This window comes from Variovorax sp. KK3 (assembly GCF_001984055.1).
In the GTDB taxonomy this organism is placed as follows: Bacteria; Pseudomonadota; Gammaproteobacteria; order Burkholderiales; family Burkholderiaceae_C; genus Variovorax.
Genome location: NZ_LYVO01000003.1, coordinates 1 through 17,364, shown reverse-complemented (window position 1 = coordinate 17,364; position 17,364 = coordinate 1). Strand labels below are relative to the sequence as shown.

Here is a 17,364-nt window from a genome sequence, read left to right as displayed (position 1 = left end):
TTCCACCCATTCGAGGAGTGCCGCCATGACGAAACCGAATTCGCCGAGCCTTCACATCACGGCGCACCGCAGAAGCTGGTGCCGCGCGCTGCTGGCCGTCGCGCTGGCTGGCGCCGGCGTTGCCGCGTGGGCCCAGGGCGGCTCGGCCACGCCGATCCGCATCGTCGTGCCCTACCCGGCCGGCGGCGGCGCCGACATCGTGACGCGCCGCCTCGCGGAGCGCGCCAAGGAGATCCTGGGTCAGCCGATCGTGGTCGAGAACAAGGCCGGCGCCGCCACCGCCATCGGCGCGCTGGCCGTGCAGAACGCACCGCCCGACGGCCACACGCTGCTGCTCGCCACCAGCACCACGCTGGCGGTCAACCCGAACCTGCAGCGCAGCCTGAGCTATGCGCCCGACAAGCTGGTGCCGGTCGCCGCGCTGCAGGCCGTGCCCTTCATGCTCAGCGTCAACCGGCAGTCGCCGATCAGCTCGCTGCGCGAGCTGCCGGCCTATGCGCAGGCGCATCCGGGCGCGGTGAACTACGGCACGCTCGGCGTGGGCAGCTCCAACCACATGCTCGGCGGCCTGCTCGAAAAGCGCGCGCCGGGGCTGGTCTCCATCCACTACCAAAGTTCGGGCCAGGCCATGCTCGCGCTGTCGCGCGGCGACATCCACTTGTACTTCGACGGCATCTCCACCTCGGTGGCGCGCGTCAATGCCGGCGAACTGCGCGGCTTGGCGGTGACCAGCCGCCAGCGCGTGCCGGCCGTGCCGGGCATTCCCACGGTCGAAGAGGCGGGCTTCCCGGAACTGGGGCTGTCGATCTGGTACGGCCTGGTCGCGCCGGCGGGCACGCCGGAAGCGGTGATTCAGCGGCTCAACGGCGCGTTCAACCAGGTGCTGGCGCAACCCGAGGTCGCCGGCTTCATGCGCGCGGACGGCACCGAGCCGATGGCCATGACGCCGCCGGCTTTCGGTGCGCTGATTCGCGAGGACCGCGCCGTGTGGAAGCGCGCGATCGATGCCTTGCAGATGCGGCTGGAGTGAGCCGCCGCCCGGCCGCGCCGCGCGCGCTCAGAACGGCGCGGGAAGCTCGGACTCGGCGCTGCCGGCCTGCAGCGCGGCGAGCTGACGCCGCAGCGACTCGTTCTCGGCCGTGAGCTCGGCCACGCGGCGGCGCAGCGTCTGCAGTTCATCGCCGCCCGGTGCCGCGTCATCGTGCGCTGCCTCGGCGGCCTTCGCGCCTTCGGCTTCGTCGCGCGGCTTGCGCTTCGATTCACGCACCCGCTTGGCAGCCTGCTTCAGTTCGTCCTTGCCCTTGGCCACCGCGGCCACCTGCTCGTCGGCCGGCAGGCTGGACACCGCAGCCGCGGCGTTGATCGAGATGGTGCCGTCGCGCACCGCCTGCACCAGTTCGGGCGCCGCCTGCTTCTGGATCTTCTCGATCATCACGACCTGGCTGCTGCTCAGGCGGGCAGCGCGGGCCACGGCCTCGCGGCTGTCGAGCGGGGCTGCATCGGCGCCGATCGCGGCAAGCGCTTCGGACGCCGATGCATTCGATGCATCCGATCCGTCCGATGGATCTGCTGCATCGGGCGCGGGCGCCGCGGCCGCGCGGCTCCTGCGCTCGCCCACGATCTCCTTCTTGCGCAGCGCCAGCACGCCGCGCTGGTAGTCGGACAGGCTGCGGCGCCCCAGGTGCTGGTCGATCATCCACAGCTGCACGTCCTCGATGGAGCGGAAGCGCGGGTTCTGCACGGTCTTGAAAGGCAGGCCATGCTTTCTACAGATGCCGTAACGGTTGTGCCCGTCCACCAGCACGTCGCCCCAGAGGATCAGCGCATCGCGGCAGCCCTCGTCGAGGATGCTGCGTTCCAGCGCCTCGTATTCCTCGGGCGCCATGGGGTCGATGTAGGCCTTGAGTTCTTCGTTGACGACGATGTCCATGGGTGCGCGGTGCGGGAAGCGAGGAAAAGGGCCCGCATTGTAGAAAAGCGCGACAGCGCTCTCTTCCCCGCACCTACGCGCTCATCGACACGCAGAGAAAGCCATAGGCCAGGCCGCCATACGCGGCGGCGCCCAGCATGCCGGCCCGCACGAGCCAACGGCGCGCGGACGTGATGCCCCAGACCCATCCGACCGCCCCGACGAGTCCCGACGCCCATCCCACGGACCACAACGACATCCATTCGGGTTCGGTGGCCGCGTTCGGGCCGGCCGTCGTGAGCGCCGTCAGCAAGCCGCCGACCAGCACGACGCCGAACATCGCCCAGCCCAGGGGTGCCATCCACAGCAGGCTGAAGCCGTATTGCCGGCAGCCACTCCACGACACATGCACCAGCAGCGTCGCCACGACGACGAGCAGCAACTGCAAGGCCAGGGCTCGCCGCCAGACGTGGCGGCGTTCGGAAGCACGGTGTCGAAATGCCATCTTCGTCATGCGATGCAGGCCCCGCCGAATTCCGGCATGCTCTGGCGACCCGGCCATCGCCGACCTGCCGCGTGACGGCCGCGGAGGCTTTCGGCGGGCAGCCGATGACGGCGAAGGCTGACGCGCTCGAACGCTGCGCTGGTGGATGCTCCACCCGTGGTAAGAGATTCAATCAAAAAAGACCTCGAAGACTTGACTCCGTCCATACCCGCCGACGCATCGCTCCGGCCCGGGCTGCTGCTGGTGCCCGGGTGGGACGACAACCACCGAGACCGCTACCGCGCGCTGGAGCAGGCACTGTGTGCCGCCGGCTTCGCGTGTCGGCTGGTCGACGTGCCGAACGCCGAGTGGAGCACTGCGGAGCGAGCAGCGGTCACGCGCGAAGACAATTTGCGCGATGTGCTGGCCGCCTTCGACGCGCTCGCCGCCGAGCCGGGCGTGGCCGGCGACGCGATCGGCATCGTCGGCGTGAGCTACGGCGCCTACCTGGCCGCGCTGGCCAGCCGCGTGCGGCCACTGCGATGGCTGGCGCTCAGGGCCCCGGCGCTGTACCGCGACGAGGCCTGGTCGCAACCCAAGGAGAAGCTCGACAAGGAAGATCTTTCGGTCTACCGGCTCCTGCGCCTGGCGCCTGAGGAAAACCGCGCGCTCGGCGCCTGCGCGGCCTTCCGCGGCGATGCCCTGCTGATCGGGTCGGGGCACGACGACATCATTCCCCGCCCCGTGATCGAGAACTACGCCGGAGCCTTCGCAGCGGCGCGCTCGTTCGAGCTGCGCATGCTCGACGGCGCGGACCATGCGCTTTCGCATGCCGATTGGTACGAGGCCTACCGCCGCATCCTCTTCGACTGGCTCGGGCAGCGGCAGGCCGCATGGAAGGTCGAGCGCGCCGCCGCATCGGCGTCGCCGCATGCGCCGCCACCGCGCCTGCGCATCCTGGTCGTCGAGGACGATCCGGACACGCTCACTGCCACCCTCCACCTGCTGCAGGCCCTCGGCCACTGGGCGACCGGCGTCAAGAGCGCGGAGGGCGCGAAGAGCCGCTTTCTCGAAGGCGCCTTCGACGTGCTGATGACCGACATCGGCCTGCCTGCGCTGTCGGGCCGCGAACTGGCGCAGACGCTGCAGCGGCGCGCCGGCTTCCCGGTGATCTTCGCGACCGGCCAGCCGCCGCCGGCCGAGCCCGCGCGCGACACCTTCTGGCTGCGCAAGCCCTACACCGTCGAGCAACTCGAAGACGCGCTGCGCGGCGCCGCCGCGCTCGTGCCGCCGCGGGACGACGCCGCGTCCTGATCTTCGCCGGCTCAGGCCAATGCCAGCCGCTCGTGCTGGTGGCCCAGCGTGCGCGACAGGGTCTGCGCCGCCTCGCGCAAGGCGCCCGCCACGGGGCCGCTCCATCGGTGATCGAAGCCCGACTTGTAGCCCAGCACGGTGATCGCGAGCACCAGGCGGCCGCGATCGTCGAACACCGGCGCTGCGAAGGCGCTCATGCCGTCCATGAAGTCGCCCATGGCGCGCGCCATGCCGCGCTCGCGCACCTGCTCGGCGGTTTCGGCGCCTTCGGCCGGCGGCCCGTTCGCGGCACGCGAGGACGCCACGTGCGCCTTGAGCTGCTCGGCCGGCAGGAAGGCTGCGAACACCCGGCCGGTGGCCGAGCGATCGAGCGGGAACACCGAGCCGAGCCCGACGTTGACCATCACCGGCCGCTCGGGCTGCTCCCAGCGCACCACCGTCGGGCCGAAGCTGCCCCAGACCGACACCGCCACCGTGTGGCCCAGCGCATGGCACAACTGCTCGGCCGCGCGGGTGGCCAGGGAGATCGGCTCGATGGTCGCCAGGCACGACAGGCTGAACTCCAGCGCCACCGGGCCCATGCCGTACAGGCCGGTCTCCGGGTCTTGCGCGAGGAAGCCGGTGCGCAGGAAGCTCACCAGGTAGCGGTGCGCCTTGCTCGGCGCGATGCCGGCCTGCTCGGCGATGTCGGTGATCTTCATCGGGCGCCGGTGGTGCGCCACGATCAGCATCAGGTCGAGGCCGTTCTCGACCGACTGCACGCCGGCCTTGGGTGCCTTGTTGTTCATCGCACGGTCCTGTTCATCGGGGCTCCACGGTAACCGGGCAGGGGTCGAGGCGCGCGGTGCGGGTGTCTTCGGATTGACACCGGCACACGGACGCATTTACGCTAATCGAAAACAAGTTTCGCATTTCGTAAACGATTTGGAAAGTTTTGGAAAGGCTTCGGAAGGGTGCGCGAATGCTGACAGGAGACATGCTGCGCCGATCGGCGCACCGCTTTCCCGACAAGGCGGCCATCGTGTTCCGCGGTGCGGCGGGCCGCGAGCGCGTGCTCTACCGCGAGCTCGACGCACTGGCCGACCAGGTCGCCCACGCCGTGCTGGCACTGGGCCTGCCCAAGGGCGCCGTGGTGTCGATGCTGTGCCGCAACCTGCCGGCCTACGGCGCAGTGTTCTTCGGCGTGGCGCGCTCGGGCTGCGTGGTCAACAACATCTCGGTGCTCTACGCCGCGGAGGAGCTGGGCTACGTGCTCGCCAAATCCGAAACGCAGGTGCTGATCTACGACCTGCAGTTCGCCGACAAGGTGGCCGAGGTGCGCGCCGCCTGCCCGGGCATCCGGCACTTCGTCGCGATCGGTGCGAGCACCGGCGCGGTGCCCGGCGCGATCACCTTCGACCGCTTCGTCGCCGGCCAGCCCGCCACGCCGCCCGAGGTCGCCATCGACGAGCGCGACGCCTTCTGCATGACGTACACGGGCGGCACCACCGGCCACCCCAAGGGCGTGCTGATGCACCACCGCGCCCGTGCCATCACGGCCCACACGGTGGCGGTCGAAGAGCACCTGGAGGCCGACGACGTGGTCGCGATCGTCACGCCGCTGTTCCACGTGGCGGCGCTCAACATCATGTTCCAGCCGGCCATCCTGGTCGGCGCCACCGCCGTCTTCGTGACGCCCTGGTCGCCCGCTGCCTTCGTCGATGCGGTGGAGGCCGAGCGCATCACCGCCACCTTCATGGTGCCGACGCAGGCCAATGCGCTGGCCATGCTGCCCGAGCTGCAAGCGCGCGACCTGGCAAGCTGGACCAAGCTCTCGTTCGCAGGCGCGCCGATGCCCGACTGGGTGCAGGTCGAGCTGATGCGCCGCCTGCCGCAGCTGCGGCTGACGCAGATCTACGGCCAGTCGGAGATGGGCGTGATCGCCGCCCTGCCCTGGCAGCGCGCACGCGACAAGCTCGGCAGCGTGGGCCGCCAGCCCTACAACGTCGACGTGGCCGTGCTGCGCCCCGACGGCAGCCCATGCGAGCCGCGCGAGCTGGGCGAAGTGGCCTCGCGCGGCGACAACCTCATGATCGGCTACTACGGCGAGCCGCAGCAGACGGCCGAGTTCTTCCGGCACGGCAACGGCTGGGGCCTGTCGGGCGACATCGGCGTGATGGACGAAGATGGCTACGTCACGCTGATCGACCGCGCCAAGGACATGCTGATTTCCGGCGGCGAGAACGTCTACCCCAAGGAGATCGAGCAGGTGCTCTACGAGCTGCCCGAGGTGGCGGAGTGCGCCGTGTTCGGCATTCCCGACGACAAATGGGGCGAGCTGCCGGCAGCGTACATCCAGCTCAAGCCCGGCTGCACGCTGGATGAAGCGCGCGTCGTCGCGCAGTGCGAAGACAAGCTGGCGCGCCACAAGCGGCCGCGCCTCGTGCGCTTCGTCGACGACTTTCCCAAGACGCCCATCGGCAAGATCCAGAAGAACCTGCTGAAGGAACCCTACTGGGCTGGAAGAAAGAAGATCTGACTTCCAGCCACCACCGCCCCCAAGGAACGACACCATGGCCAACGAAGCCCCTTACGCCCACTACCAGGCGCTGAGCCTGCGGCGCCACCCCGACGGCATCCTCGAGATCGTCATGGGTGCATCGCAGAGCGCCAACAAGAAGCTGTCGACCGCCGATCACAACCTGCACCGCGAGCTGGCCTCCATCTGGACCGACATCGACCGCGACCCCGAAACGCGCGTGGCCATCATCCGCGGCGAAGGCAAGGGCTTCTCGGCCGGCGGCGACCTGGGCCTGGTGGAAGACATGGCCAACGACTTCAACGTGCGCGCCCGGGTGTGGCGCGAGGCACGCGACCTGGTCTACAACGTGATCAACTGCAGCAAGCCGGTGGTGTCGGCCATGCACGGCCCGGCCGTGGGCGCGGGCCTCGTGGCGGGGCTGCTGGCCGACATCTCGATCGCGAGCAGCAACGCGCGCATCATCGACGGCCACACGCGCCTGGGCGTGGCCGCAGGCGACCATGCGGCCATCGTCTGGCCGCTCCTGTGCGGCATGGCGAAGGCCAAGTACTACCTGATGCTGTGCGAAGCCGTGTCGGGCGAAGAGGCCGAGCGCATCGGGCTGGTGTCGCTGGCCGTGCCCGAAGACCAGCTGGTGCCCAAGGCCTTCGAGGTGGCGAAGAAGCTGGCCAACGGCTCGCAGACGGCCATCCGCTGGACCAAGTACGCCCTCAACAACTGGCTGCGCCTGGCCGGCCCGAGCTTCGACAGTTCGCTGGCTCTGGAATTCATCGGCTTCTCGGGTCCGGACGTGCACGAGGGCATCGCCTCGCTGCGCGAGAAGCGCGATCCGAAGTTCGATCCGTCCTGCCCCTTCTGACACCGCCCGAGGACGCGCCACCATGGACCTCGGCATCGCAGGACAGACCGCCCTGGTGCTCGGCGGCACGCGCGGCCTGGGCCACGCCTGCGCACGCGCGCTGGCCGATGCCGGCGTGCGCGTGATCCTCAACGGCCGCGACGCGGCGCACGGCGCGGCCGCGGCACGCGCGCTGTCGCCGCTCGCGGTGTTCGTGCCGGGCGACATCGGCATCGAGGACGAGCGCGCAAGGCTGGTGGAGGCCGTGCAGCGCGTGGGCTCGCCGTCGATCGTCGTCACCAACGCCGGTGGCCCGCCGGCCGCGCCCTTCGAGGAAACCAGACTGGACGCCTGGCGCACCAGCCACGAAACCAGCGTGATCGGCCCGCTCGAAGTGGTGCGCGCCTTCCTGCCCGCGATGCGTGCGGCGCGCTTCGGCCGCATCCTCAACATCACCTCGTTTGTGGTGAAGGAGCTGTATCCCAACATGGCGCTGTCCAACAGCCTGCGCGTGGGCCTGACCGGCGCCATGGGCTCGCTCGCGCGCGAGGTCGCGCCGCACGGCATCACCGTCAACGGCCTGCTGCCGGGGCTGATGGACACGGGCGCATTGCAACGCGTGATCGCCGACCGCCAGACGCGCATGAGGCTCGACGAAGCCGCGGTGCGCGAGGACATGGCCCGCAGCATTCCGATGCAGCGCCTGGGCACGGCCGACGACTTCGGCGGGCTGTGCGCCTTCCTGGCCTCCGTGCACGCGGGCTACATCACCGGCCAGAACATCTGCGTGGACGGCGGGCTGACCCGCAACGTGATCTGACAAGCCCCCGGGCGGCGCGAGGCGCCCCCACAACGAAGGAGACAAGGACATGAACCGACTCGCATGGCTAGGCGCCGCCGCCGCCCTCGGCATCGCAACGCTGGCGCAGGGCCAGGGTGCGGAAGGCATCTCCGACGGCGCGGTGCGCATCGGCGTCATCACCGACATGGGCGGCGTGCTGTCCGAACTCTCGGGCCGCGGCTCGGCCATGGCGGTGAAGATGGCCGTGGAGGACTTCGGCGGCCAGGTGCTGGGCAAGCCCATCGAGGTGCTGGAGGTCGACCACCAGAACAAGGCCGACATCGCCGCCAACAAGGCGCGCGAATGGTTCGACGTGCAGAAGGTGGACATGATCACCGACCTCCCCAACTCCGCGGTGGCGCTCGCCGCGGTGGACATGGCGAAGCAGAAGAACCGCATCGCGATCGTCAACGGCGCCGGCGCCCTGCGCCTGACCAACGAAAGCTGCACACCCACCAGCATCCACTACGCCTGGGACACCTACGCCATGGCCAACGGCACCGCACGCGCGATCGTCAAGAAGGGCGGCGACAGCTGGTACTTCCTGACCGCGGACTACGCCTTCGGCCACCAGATCGAGCGCGACGTGACCGAGGTGGTCACCAGCTCGGGCGCCAAGGTGGTGGGCACGTCGCGGCATCCCTTCAACGCCAGCGATTTCTCGTCCTTCATGGTGGCGGCCAAGAGCTCGGGCGCGAAGATCATCGGGCTGGCCAACGGCGGCAGCGACACCATCAACGCGATCAAGTCGGCGCAGGAATTCGGCATCGACCCGGCCAAGCAGAACCTGGCCGGCCTGGCCGTCTTCATCACCGACATCCACGGCGTGGGCCTGCGCGCGGCGCAAGGCGTGATGCTGACCGAGGCCTTCTACTGGGACACCAATGAAGAGACGCGCCAGTGGTCGCGCCGCTTCTTCGAGCGCATGAAGAAGATGCCGACCGCGATCCACGCGGCCAACTACTCGTCGACGCTGCACTACCTGCGCGCGGTGCGCGACGCCGGCACCGACGCGACCGGCCCGGTCATGGCCAAGATGAAGGCCACGCCGGTGAACGACTTCTTCGCGAAGAACGGCCGCATCCGCGACGACGGCCGCATGGTGCACGACATGTACCTGATGCAGGTCAAGAGCCCGGGCGAGTCGAAGTACCCGTGGGACTACTACAAGCGGCTCGCGACCGTTCCGGCGGCGGAGGCATTTCAGCCGCTCGAGAAGTCGAGCTGCCCATTGGTGAAGAAGGGATAGGGCGAGAGGGCGAGAGACAGGCAGAAGAAGCGGAAGGAGAAGGGGCAGAAGAGAACCAATTCGCACGGCAATCTCGCCAATGTTGCCGGGGCACCCTGCAAGGCGGGGTGATCCGCTGAGATATGCAGCCCTTCAACTGCATACCTGCTGCGTACCCATGGCTTCCCGTCTGCTGCCTCGCTTCTTCCTCCCCATCGCCCTTTCGCTCGCCTGCCTCACGGCCACCAGCGGCACCCGACCCACCTACCGCCCATTCGACGTCAAGTCGGCCAACAAGCAGTTCACTGCGCGCGTGTTCGTCGCCGACAAGCAGGGCGCCGAACAGCCCTGGCAATGGCGCTACCGCATCCAGGTCATCTCGGCCCGCGACCAGTCCGTGCAGTGGGAGCGTGATTTTCTCTACAACGGCCACCCGGGCGGCGACCTGTCCGACGACGGCCTCTACTTCGCCGAGGCGAGCAGCTGGTACCGCGACAGCGGCCAGTTGGTGAGCATCTATCACGCGCAGGGGCAGCACCATTTCTCCGCCGCGGACCTGCGGATCACGGCCGACAACCTGGAAGGCACGAAGTCCCAGCCGCTTTGGCTGCACGACGTGCAATTCGTCAATGCCGACAACGGCTCGGCGCTTTTCGTGCTCGAAACCGTGCAGGGCGCGCGCTGCATCCGGCTGCGGCCCGCGATGCTGGTCGAGCCGCATTGCGCAGGCGAATGAGCGGCGCGCGCTTCGGGGCTGCGGCGGCATCGAGCTTGCAAACACAGGACCCTTACCGCACCATCACGGCAGGGTTGCCCCCACACCGCCGTCGTGATCGCCGCCGCAGCCGTCTCCCCCCGCATACGAGCATTCGCGCTCGCGCAGGTTGCGCTGTGGCTCCTGGTCTTGCTGGCCGGCGCCGGCGCGTGGGCACAGCAGCCGGGTACGGCCAAGGAACGCCGCATCGCGCTCGTCATCGGCAATGCCCGCTATCCGTCCATCCCGCTCGACAACCCGGAGAACGATGCGCGCTTGATGGCCAGCAACCTCAAGCGCCTGGGCTTCGAGGTGAACGAACAGCTCAACCTCGACATGCGCGATATGCGCCGCGTGCTGCGTGACTTCGCGCGCAAGCTGCAGGAGGCCAATGTCGTGTCGGTGCTGTACTACGCCGGCCACGGCGTGCAGATCGACGGGCGCAACTATCTGCTGCCGGTGGACATCAACCTGCGCGACCAGGAAGAGGTGAAGGACGACGCCGTCGACATCGAGGACCTGTTCCTGAGCCGGGTCGACCGCATCCGGGGCGGGGCGCGCATCGTGATCCTCGACGCCTGCCGCGACAACCCCTTCGCCGGCCGCACGCGCAACATCCGCTCGGCCGGGGGCCTGGCCGAAATGGCGGCTCGCGGCACGCTGATCGCATTCGCCTCGGCACCCGGCGCGCCGGCCGAGGACGGCCCGAGCGGGCGAAACAGCGTCTACACGCGGCACCTGGCCGACGAGATGATGACGCCGGGGCTCGAGGTGGAGCAGATGTTCAAGAACGTCCGCGTCAAGGTACTGCGCGACACGCGCGACCGGCAGACGCCGTGGATCAACACCTCGCTCACGTCGAACTTCAGTTTCAACCCCGCGATGGCGGGTCCGAGCGCGGCGGAGCTGGCCTTGCAGGAGCGGGTGCGCGTGCTCGAGTCGCAGCTCGCGAAGGAGCGGCAGGTGCTCGCGAGCGCGGGCGGACAGGCGCCTGTGCAGGCGCAGCCACCGTTGCAGCCGCCGTTGCAGTTGCAGCCACCGGCGAACGTGGCGGTGACGACTGCTTCCCCCGATCCACCGGCCGCACCCCGCGCCGAAGCACCGGGCACGAACCGCCCGACCGACGCGGCTCGCATCGGCCAGTTGCAGGCCGAGCTGGAATCGACCCGGCAAGACCTGGCCACGCTGAACGCACCGTCGGCGGCGTCGATCCAGGACGCGGCCCGGGAAGCACTCGCCAATCGCGTCGAGAGACCGCCCGTCCGCGACAGGAGCCTGCTGCGCAGGGCCGAACTCGAACAGATGTTCCTGGGCAAGAACGTCACGTTCGTCGTGTTGGGTACAGGCGATACCTTCAGGTGGTACTTCCGCGGAGACGGCAACGTCTTCTTCAAGAACCAGACCAAGGGCAACGTGGGCTATGGCGCCTGGAAGGTGAACGACAACGGTGCGGTCTGCATTCAGTGGGCGACCGCCCGCGCCAACGATCCGAGCTGCACCTATTACTTCAGCGAGTCCGGCAAGGTGGTACGCACCAATTCGCCTGACCCCACCACGCCGGTCAATGCCTTGATCGTCGACGTGCGTTGAAGCGGCGATCCGGGCCGGCCGACGCGGTCGTCAACCGCCGAGGCCGACTTCCCTCGCATGATTGCTCCGCACCCATTTGATGTGCCCCGCCTTCGCATTGCTCGCCTGCCAGGCCAGAAAGTCCGGATCGGCCGACAAGGGGTCGACGACCTTCGCGAAGGCGGCCGCGCTGTCAAAGGGCACGCTGAGCACGTAGTTGCCCAGTTCGCCGGCCGTGATGGCCCACAGGCGCGGCTCGCCGGCGCCGTGCTTGCGCCACAAGGCCGCCCCCTGCGTCATCGCCTCGACGACGGCGGCGAGGTCGGCGCCGGGGTTCAGGCTGAAGACATAACGCGCTTCGTAGGCCATGGCACGCTCCTTCGGACGGGGAGCCGGTCATTGAAGCACCGACGGACCCGCGGCGCAACCACCGGGCTTGCGCAAGCGGGCGGATCGTGCAAGGCTTGCACCCGCGCCGCACCGCCGGCGCCCAACGCCAGGAGGTGCGCGCCATGCCCCAGCAGCCCCAGCTCGATAAGGACCAGGTGGTCGACGTTCTCAACCGCCTGCTGGAGGCCGAACTCGCGGGGGTGGTGCGCTACACCCACTACTCCTTCCTCGTGTTCGGCTTCTCGCGCATTCCCATCGTGTCGTGGCTGCGCGCGCAGGCCGACGAATCGCTGCTGCATGCGCAGCAGGTGGGCGAGTGGATCACCACGCTCGGCGCCTATCCGTCGCTGGGCATCGGCCCGCTGCTCGACTCGCACAAGCACGACATGGCGGCCATGCTCCAGGAATCGCTGGCGACCGAGGGCCGCGCACTCGATTTGTATCGGCAACTGCTGGCATTGGTCGAAGGCCGTTCGGTGGCGCTGGAGGAGTTCGCGCGTCAGATGATCCACGCCGAAGAGCTGCACGCGGCCGACGTCGACAAGATGCTGCGCAAGCCCGGCGAGGTGCGCGCTTTCGCAGAGCGCACGGGCTGACTTCAGTCGCTCACCGCGCGGGCGACATGCCGTGGCGGCGCTTGGCCTCGTCCGTCTGCGGCGAATCCAGGAAATCCAGCAGCGCGAGCGCGGCTTCGCGAGCGGGCGCGCCGGTGCAGAGGGCGGCGCTGAACACGGTCGTGATCCGCACCGGCGCGGGCATCTGGCCGACGATCGCGATGTGCGGCATGCCCAGAAGCTCGCTCATCTGTTGAAAGCCCAGGGTCACGTCGCCACGCGCCACCAGCGACGCGACCGGCACGCCAGGGGGCGCCTGCACCAGGCGGGACTCGACCTCGCCGGCAATGCCCCAGCGCGCGAACAAGGCCATCAGCGCGGTGCCGCTGGGGCCCGTGGAGTAGCCGATGCGGTCTGCCGCGAGCACCGCGCGGCGCAGCGCGTCCTCGCTGCCGATGTCGGGCCGGGGCGCATCGGCACGCACCGCGACGCCCACCTCCGAGCGCACGATGTCGCGCGTGCTCGACGCATCGAGGTGCCCGGCCTGCGCCAGGCGATCGATCGCATCGGCGGCCAGCACGACGATGTCGAACGATTCACCGGCCGACACGCGGCGCGCGGCCTCGACGCCGCCGACAGCTTCGAAGGCCACAGGCACTCCACGGTGCTCGGCATGAACTTGTGTGAGTTCCTCGAGCAAGCCACGCGTGGCCATGGAAGAAAGAACGCGGACGGGCACGGCCATGCTCTGCTCACTTCTGCTCAGTCGGGCTTGATGCCGGCCTCGCGAATCAGCTGGCCGTAGCGCGCCGCATCGCTCTTGAGCAGCTTTTCGAACTGCGCGGTCGGCCCCGGCAGCGCGACGCCGCCGGCCGCCGCGAGCTGTTCACGCACCTCGGGCGATTCGATCGCCTTCTGCACCGCCTCGTGCAGCTTCGCCTGGATCGGCTTCGGCAGCCCGGCCGGCCCGACGAAGCCGTACCAGACGCTGGCCTCGAAGCCCGGAAAGCCCTGCTCGGCCACCGTAGGCACACCGGGCAGCACGGCAGAACGCTCGGGGCTCATCACTGCCAGCACCTTGAGCTTGCCCGACTTGACCAGGGGCAGCACTTCGAGTGCATTAACCGCGACCACGTCCACGTGCCCGCCCAGCACGTCGGTGATGGCTTGTGCGCCGCCCTTGTACGGCACGTGCCGCAGCGACAACTTGGCCGTGTGCTGGAACAGCTCGGTGGCGAGGTGCGGGGTCGAGCCGTTGCCCGGCGTCGCCACCGTCACGCTGCCGGGCTTGGCCTTGGCCGCGGCCACGAGTTCGGGCAGGGTCTTGGTCGCGGCGCCTTCGCGCACGGTGAAGACGACCGGCACGCGGCCGACGGTCGCGATCGGGGTGATGTCGCGCTCCAGATCGTAGGGCGCGGGCGCGAAGAGCGAGGGGTTCACGGCCAGCGCATTGGCCGCCAGCAGCAGCGTGTAGCCATCGGGCGCGCTGCCGGTCACCGACTTGACGGCGATGTTGGTGCCGGCGCCCGGCTTGTTCTCGACCACCACGGGCTGGCCCAGGATCGCGGCCATGCGCTGGCCGACGCTGCGCGCGACGGCGTCGACCGCGCCGCCGGCGCTGTAGCCGACGACGATCTTGATGGGCTTCGAGGGATAGGCATCGGCGGCGAAGGCCGCGCCGTGGATGGCGCTGCCGAGTGCGAGCAGCGCGGCGAGACGAAGGAAGTGGCGGCGAACGGGTGTGGTCATGAAGGCTTAAGAGCAGATGTCGAAGAAGAAGGCGCCGAGGTGTCCCAGGCTTGCGCCGCCGCGTCCTTGCCGGCCACGGAATAGAGCGCGCCGGGCGCGTTGCGGGTCTGCTGGAAGGCCTCCAGCGTCTGGCCGCGCATGGCGGCATAGATGTGCAGGTTGGAGACGCCGACCACGGCGCCCAGCTTCTCGAGCATGAAGAAGATGACGCCGTAGCGGATCAGGCCGCGCCAGTCGCGCTCGCGCACCAGCGCGCGCTCTTCGGGCGTGAGGCCCGCGTCCTCGAACGCCGCCTCCGGCTCGGCCAGGAAGCGGGCGCGATGCTCGGGCCGCGTCATGCCGTGCAGGAACTTGTTGAGCCGGTAGGCGCGCACGCTGGTCTCGAGCGTGAACGGGTAGGTGCCTTCGAGCGCTTCGATGCCGGCAAGCTGTTCGTCGACGTGGCGGCGATGGCGCTGCGCTTCGCCGGCGATCGGGGCGCTCGCGAGGTTCTCGTAGATCGCGGTCGCGATGCCGGTCATCGAGGGCAGGTAATAGTCCTGGTTCAGCTTGCGCACGTTCGACGACAGCGCGCCGCGCATCACCAGCCACATGATGACCTCGGCGCCTTCCATGCCGCCCAGCGTGGCCAGCTCGGCCTGCGTCATCTCGGTGAGCCGTACCGGGTCGTTCTCGATCAGGTCGAGGAACTGCGCGTCCCAGCCCGTGTTGTTGAAGCCGGCGCGCTCGCCGTGCACCTGGTGCGACAGGCCGCCGGTGGCGACGATCGCGACCTTGAGATCTTCCGGGTAGCTCTCGATCGCGCGCCGCAACGCCTGCCCGAGCCGCCAGCAGCGCCGCGCGGAGGGCACGGGCGACTGCAGCACGCCGACCTGCAGCGGCACCACCGGCACCGGCCATTGCGGCTCGTGGGGGCACAGCAGCGACAGCGGTGAGAACACGCCGTGGTCGAGCGCGCGGTCCTGGAAGAAGGACATGTCGAACTCGTCGGCCACCAGCGATCGGCCGATGTGGCGCGCCAGCGCCGGATGGCCCGCAAGGCCCGGCAAATCTCTCGCGCCACCACCCTCGTCGGCCACCTCGTGGCGCTCGCCCACGCCGAGCGAGAAGGCCGAGTAGTGGTCGAAGAAGAAGGAGCTGACGTGGTCGTTGTAGATCACGAACAGCACGTCGGGCTGGCGCTCGTCGAGCCAGCGCGCGAGCGGCGCGAAGGCCTGGAAGATGGGCGCCCACACGGGGTCTTGCTGCTTGCTCTTGTCGAAGGCGAAGCCGATGGTGGGCGTGTGCGAGCAGGCGACGGCGCCGATGATGCGTGCCATGGTGTCTCCGTTCCTTATTGCTGTGTTTGCTGTTCATGCAGGGGCGCGGCGGGTGCGCCCGGCATCACGTCAATCGATGTAGCGCAGGCCCGCCTTGGCCAGCGGCTCGCGCATCGCGTACATGTCGAGCCCCAGCTCGCCGGCCTTGAAGCGCTCGCGCTTGCCGGTTTCGTTGGCCTCGCGGCTGCGGGCCGCGTCGGCCACCTGTTGCGCCATCTGCGCGGGCACGACCACCACGCCGTCGACGTCGGCCACGATCACGTCGCCCGGGTTCACCAGCGCACCGGCGCAGACCACCGGCACGTTGACCGAGCCCAGCGTGGCCTTGATGGTGCCCTTGGCATGAACGGCACGGCTGAACACGGGGAAGTCCATCTCGGTCAGCGTCTGCACGTCGCGCACGCCGCCGTCGATGACCAGGCCGCGGCAGCCGCGCGCCTGGAAGGAGGTGGCCAGCAGGTCGCCGAAGAAGCCGTCGGTGCTGTCGCTGGTGCAGGCGGCCACCACCACGTCGCCCGGGCGGATCTGCTCGGCCGCGACGTGCATCATCCAGTTGTCGCCGGGCTGCAGCAGCACGGTGACTGCGGTGCCGCAGCAGTGCGCCTGCGGGTAGATGGGCCGGATGCGCGGCTGCATCAGGCCCAGGCGGCCCATGGCCTCGTGCACGGTGGAAACACCGAAGCGCGACAGCTGCTCGACGGCCGCTGCATCGGCCCGCGCGATGCGGCGATGCACGACGCCGAGTTGCTGAAAGTGGTTGCTGCTCATGGCGGTCAAAGCCCCCTGCTCTTCAGTGCGCGGTCGAGACGCGGATAGACACGGCGTGCGTTGCCTTCGAACACCTTGTGGCGCGTGTCGGCGTCGAGGTGCGGCGTCGCGTCGACGAAGCGCCGCGTGTCGTCGTAGTGGAAGCCCGTCTCCGGGTCGATGCCGCGCACCGCGCCGATCATCTCGCTGGCGAACAGGATGTTGTCGACCGGGATCACCTGAGTCAGCAGGTCGATGCCGGGTTGGTGGTACACGCAGGTGTCGAAGAAGATGTTGTTGAGCAGGTGGTCCTGCAGCAGCGGCTTCTTGAGCTCCTGCGCCAGGCCGCGGAAGCGGCCCCAGTGGTAGGGCACCGCGCCGCCGCCGTGGGGGATGACGAAGCGCAGTGTCGGGAAGTCCTTGAACAGGTCCGAGGTCAGGCACTGCATGAAGGCCGTGGTGTCGGCGTTCAGGTAATGCGCGCCGGTGGTGTGGAAGCAGGCGTTGCAGCTGGTGCTGACGTGCACCATCGCCGGAATTTCGTGCTCGACCATCTTCTCGTAGAGCGGATACCAGTGCCGGTCCGACAACGGCGGGCTGGTCCAGTGGCCGCCCGAGGGGTCGGGGTTGAGGTTGATCGCGACGAAGCCGTACTCCTTGACGCAGCGCTCCAGTTCGGGGATGCAAGTGCGTGGATCGACGCCCGGCGATTGCGGCAGCATGGCCGCGCCGATGAAATGCTCGGGGAACAGCTGGCTCACGCGAAAGCACAGCTCGTTGCAGATCGCGGCCCAGGTGGACGACACCGCGAAGTCCCCGACGTGGTGCGCCATGAAGCTGGCGCGCGGGCTGAAGATGGTCAGGTCGCTGCCGCGCGCCTTCATCAGGCGCAACTGGTTGGCCTCGATGGATTCGCGCAGCTCGTCGTCGCCGATCTTCAGGTCGGCGGCGCGGGGCATGAGCGCCGCATCGGCGATGCCCGCGATCTGCTGGCTGCGCCAGCTTTCAAGCGCCTTGGGCGCGGTCGTGTAGTGGCCGTGGCAGTCGATGATCATGGCGCCAAGTGTGATCCTGGCCGGCGCCGCGTGGGGTGAGTTCGGCTTGCTTTGCCGTCACACTTTTTTATATGCTGGTGCCACCCACCCAC

General features: G+C 69.0%; 18 protein-coding genes. 9 read left to right on the top strand and 9 right to left on the bottom strand.

Features of this window, described 5'->3' with window-relative positions; genetic code table 11:
- The first annotated feature begins 25 nt into the window (after positions 1 to 25).
- A complete protein-coding gene (locus B0W80_RS02135; RefSeq protein ID WP_076997456.1) occupies positions 26 to 1,030 on the top strand; it encodes a tripartite tricarboxylate transporter substrate binding protein in 1,005 nt (334 codons plus the stop codon).
- Positions 1,031 to 1,057: 27 nt separating this feature from the next.
- Here B0W80_RS02135 and B0W80_RS02130 read toward each other — a convergent pair whose 3' ends face one another.
- Positions 1,058 to 1,930, bottom strand: coding sequence for a plasmid replication/partition related protein (locus B0W80_RS02130; protein WP_076997455.1), 873 nt, complete (start codon positions 1,928 to 1,930; stop codon positions 1,058 to 1,060).
- A gap of 73 nt (positions 1,931 to 2,003) precedes the next feature.
- Positions 2,004 to 2,414, bottom strand: coding sequence for a hypothetical protein (locus B0W80_RS02125; RefSeq protein WP_143684443.1), 411 nt, complete (start codon positions 2,412 to 2,414; stop codon positions 2,004 to 2,006).
- A 192-nt stretch (positions 2,415 to 2,606) separates the two neighbouring features.
- Here B0W80_RS02125 and B0W80_RS02120 point away from each other — a divergent pair, with 192 nt between their 5' ends.
- Positions 2,607 to 3,707 carry a response regulator gene (locus tag B0W80_RS02120; RefSeq protein WP_076997453.1) on the top strand — a complete coding sequence of 367 codons (1,101 nt, stop codon included), beginning with the start codon at positions 2,607 to 2,609 and terminating at the stop codon, positions 3,705 to 3,707.
- Positions 3,708 to 3,718: 11 nt separating this feature from the next.
- On the opposite strand, the gene B0W80_RS02115 is transcribed toward B0W80_RS02120, so the two are convergent.
- The gene (locus B0W80_RS02115) at positions 3,719 to 4,495 is read right to left on the bottom strand and encodes an IclR family transcriptional regulator (RefSeq protein ID WP_076997452.1); all 777 of its coding nucleotides are present in this window, start codon (positions 4,493 to 4,495) and stop codon (positions 3,719 to 3,721) included.
- Between the two features lie 173 nt (positions 4,496 to 4,668).
- Here B0W80_RS02115 and B0W80_RS02110 point away from each other — a divergent pair, with 173 nt between their 5' ends.
- The 6 genes from B0W80_RS02110 to B0W80_RS02085 all read left to right on the top strand — a co-directional run bounded on the left by B0W80_RS02110 (position 4,669) and on the right by B0W80_RS02085 (position 11,479).
- Complete coding sequence (locus B0W80_RS02110; protein ID WP_076997451.1) at positions 4,669 to 6,225, top strand: AMP-binding protein; 1,557 nt, start codon at positions 4,669 to 4,671, stop codon at positions 6,223 to 6,225.
- Between the two features lie 34 nt (positions 6,226 to 6,259).
- Entirely contained in the window at positions 6,260 to 7,087 is an 828-nt protein-coding gene (locus tag B0W80_RS02105) for an enoyl-CoA hydratase/isomerase family protein (protein ID WP_076997450.1), read from the top strand.
- Positions 7,088 to 7,109: 22 nt separating this feature from the next.
- Positions 7,110 to 7,886 carry an SDR family oxidoreductase gene (locus B0W80_RS02100; RefSeq protein ID WP_076997449.1) on the top strand — a complete coding sequence of 259 codons (777 nt, stop codon included), beginning with the start codon at positions 7,110 to 7,112 and terminating at the stop codon, positions 7,884 to 7,886.
- A 49-nt stretch (positions 7,887 to 7,935) separates the two neighbouring features.
- Complete coding sequence (locus B0W80_RS02095; RefSeq protein WP_076997448.1) at positions 7,936 to 9,156, top strand: ABC transporter substrate-binding protein; 1,221 nt, start codon at positions 7,936 to 7,938, stop codon at positions 9,154 to 9,156.
- Positions 9,157 to 9,313: 157 nt separating this feature from the next.
- A complete protein-coding gene (locus B0W80_RS02090) occupies positions 9,314 to 9,871 on the top strand; it encodes a hypothetical protein (protein ID WP_076997447.1) in 558 nt (185 codons plus the stop codon).
- Positions 9,872 to 9,964: 93 nt separating this feature from the next.
- A complete protein-coding gene (locus B0W80_RS02085; protein ID WP_076997446.1) occupies positions 9,965 to 11,479 on the top strand; it encodes a caspase family protein in 1,515 nt (504 codons plus the stop codon).
- A gap of 30 nt (positions 11,480 to 11,509) precedes the next feature.
- On the opposite strand, the gene B0W80_RS02080 is transcribed toward B0W80_RS02085, so the two are convergent.
- Positions 11,510 to 11,827, bottom strand: coding sequence for a hypothetical protein (locus tag B0W80_RS02080; RefSeq protein ID WP_076997445.1), 318 nt, complete (start codon positions 11,825 to 11,827; stop codon positions 11,510 to 11,512).
- A 143-nt stretch (positions 11,828 to 11,970) separates the two neighbouring features.
- Between B0W80_RS02080 and B0W80_RS02075 the strand changes: the two genes are divergently transcribed.
- A complete protein-coding gene (locus B0W80_RS02075; RefSeq protein ID WP_076997601.1) occupies positions 11,971 to 12,444 on the top strand; it encodes a bacterioferritin in 474 nt (157 codons plus the stop codon).
- Between the two features lie 10 nt (positions 12,445 to 12,454).
- On the opposite strand, the gene B0W80_RS02070 is transcribed toward B0W80_RS02075, so the two are convergent.
- The 5 genes from B0W80_RS02070 to B0W80_RS02050 all read right to left on the bottom strand — a co-directional run bounded on the left by B0W80_RS02070 (position 12,455) and on the right by B0W80_RS02050 (position 17,272).
- Entirely contained in the window at positions 12,455 to 13,147 is a 693-nt protein-coding gene (locus tag B0W80_RS02070) for a substrate-binding domain-containing protein (RefSeq protein ID WP_143684441.1), read from the bottom strand.
- A gap of 17 nt (positions 13,148 to 13,164) precedes the next feature.
- On the bottom strand, positions 13,165 to 14,151 hold the full coding sequence (locus B0W80_RS02065; protein ID WP_076997443.1) for a tripartite tricarboxylate transporter substrate binding protein: 987 nt from the start codon (positions 14,149 to 14,151) through the stop codon (positions 13,165 to 13,167).
- Entirely contained in the window at positions 14,148 to 15,470 is a 1,323-nt protein-coding gene (locus B0W80_RS02060; RefSeq protein WP_076997442.1) for a gallate dioxygenase, read from the bottom strand. The genes B0W80_RS02065 and B0W80_RS02060 overlap by 4 nt, the downstream gene beginning before the upstream one ends.
- Positions 15,471 to 15,539: 69 nt before the next feature.
- Complete coding sequence (gene ligK / locus B0W80_RS02055; RefSeq protein WP_076997441.1) at positions 15,540 to 16,238, bottom strand: 4-carboxy-4-hydroxy-2-oxoadipate aldolase/oxaloacetate decarboxylase; 699 nt, start codon at positions 16,236 to 16,238, stop codon at positions 15,540 to 15,542.
- A 5-nt stretch (positions 16,239 to 16,243) separates the two neighbouring features.
- Positions 16,244 to 17,272, bottom strand: coding sequence for an amidohydrolase family protein (locus B0W80_RS02050; protein WP_076997440.1), 1,029 nt, complete (start codon positions 17,270 to 17,272; stop codon positions 16,244 to 16,246).
- Positions 17,273 to 17,364: the final 92 nt, after the last annotated feature.

Coding starts and splice junctions, on each gene's coding strand:
- B0W80_RS02105 (WP_076997450.1), top strand. CDS start 6,260: ATGGCCAACGAAGCCCCTTACGCCCACTACCAGGCGCTGAGCCTGCGG.
- B0W80_RS02065 (WP_076997443.1), bottom strand. CDS start 14,151: ATGACCACACCCGTTCGCCGCCACTTCCTTCGTCTCGCCGCGCTGCTC.
- B0W80_RS02060 (WP_076997442.1), bottom strand. CDS start 15,470: ATGGCACGCATCATCGGCGCCGTCGCCTGCTCGCACACGCCCACCATC.
- B0W80_RS02115 (WP_076997452.1), bottom strand. CDS start 4,495: ATGAACAACAAGGCACCCAAGGCCGGCGTGCAGTCGGTCGAGAACGGC.
- B0W80_RS02070 (WP_143684441.1), bottom strand. CDS start 13,147: ATGGCCGTGCCCGTCCGCGTTCTTTCTTCCATGGCCACGCGTGGCTTG.
- B0W80_RS02130 (WP_076997455.1), bottom strand. CDS start 1,930: ATGGACATCGTCGTCAACGAAGAACTCAAGGCCTACATCGACCCCATG.
- B0W80_RS02125 (WP_143684443.1), bottom strand. CDS start 2,414: ATGGCATTTCGACACCGTGCTTCCGAACGCCGCCACGTCTGGCGGCGA.
- B0W80_RS02100 (WP_076997449.1), top strand. CDS start 7,110: ATGGACCTCGGCATCGCAGGACAGACCGCCCTGGTGCTCGGCGGCACG.
- B0W80_RS02110 (WP_076997451.1), top strand. CDS start 4,669: ATGCTGACAGGAGACATGCTGCGCCGATCGGCGCACCGCTTTCCCGAC.
- B0W80_RS02075 (WP_076997601.1), top strand. CDS start 11,971: ATGCCCCAGCAGCCCCAGCTCGATAAGGACCAGGTGGTCGACGTTCTC.
- B0W80_RS02095 (WP_076997448.1), top strand. CDS start 7,936: ATGAACCGACTCGCATGGCTAGGCGCCGCCGCCGCCCTCGGCATCGCA.
- B0W80_RS02090 (WP_076997447.1), top strand. CDS start 9,314: ATGGCTTCCCGTCTGCTGCCTCGCTTCTTCCTCCCCATCGCCCTTTCG.
- B0W80_RS02080 (WP_076997445.1), bottom strand. CDS start 11,827: ATGGCCTACGAAGCGCGTTATGTCTTCAGCCTGAACCCCGGCGCCGAC.
- B0W80_RS02135 (WP_076997456.1), top strand. CDS start 26: ATGACGAAACCGAATTCGCCGAGCCTTCACATCACGGCGCACCGCAGA.
- B0W80_RS02050 (WP_076997440.1), bottom strand. CDS start 17,272: ATGATCATCGACTGCCACGGCCACTACACGACCGCGCCCAAGGCGCTT.
- ligK (WP_076997441.1), bottom strand. CDS start 16,238: ATGAGCAGCAACCACTTTCAGCAACTCGGCGTCGTGCATCGCCGCATC.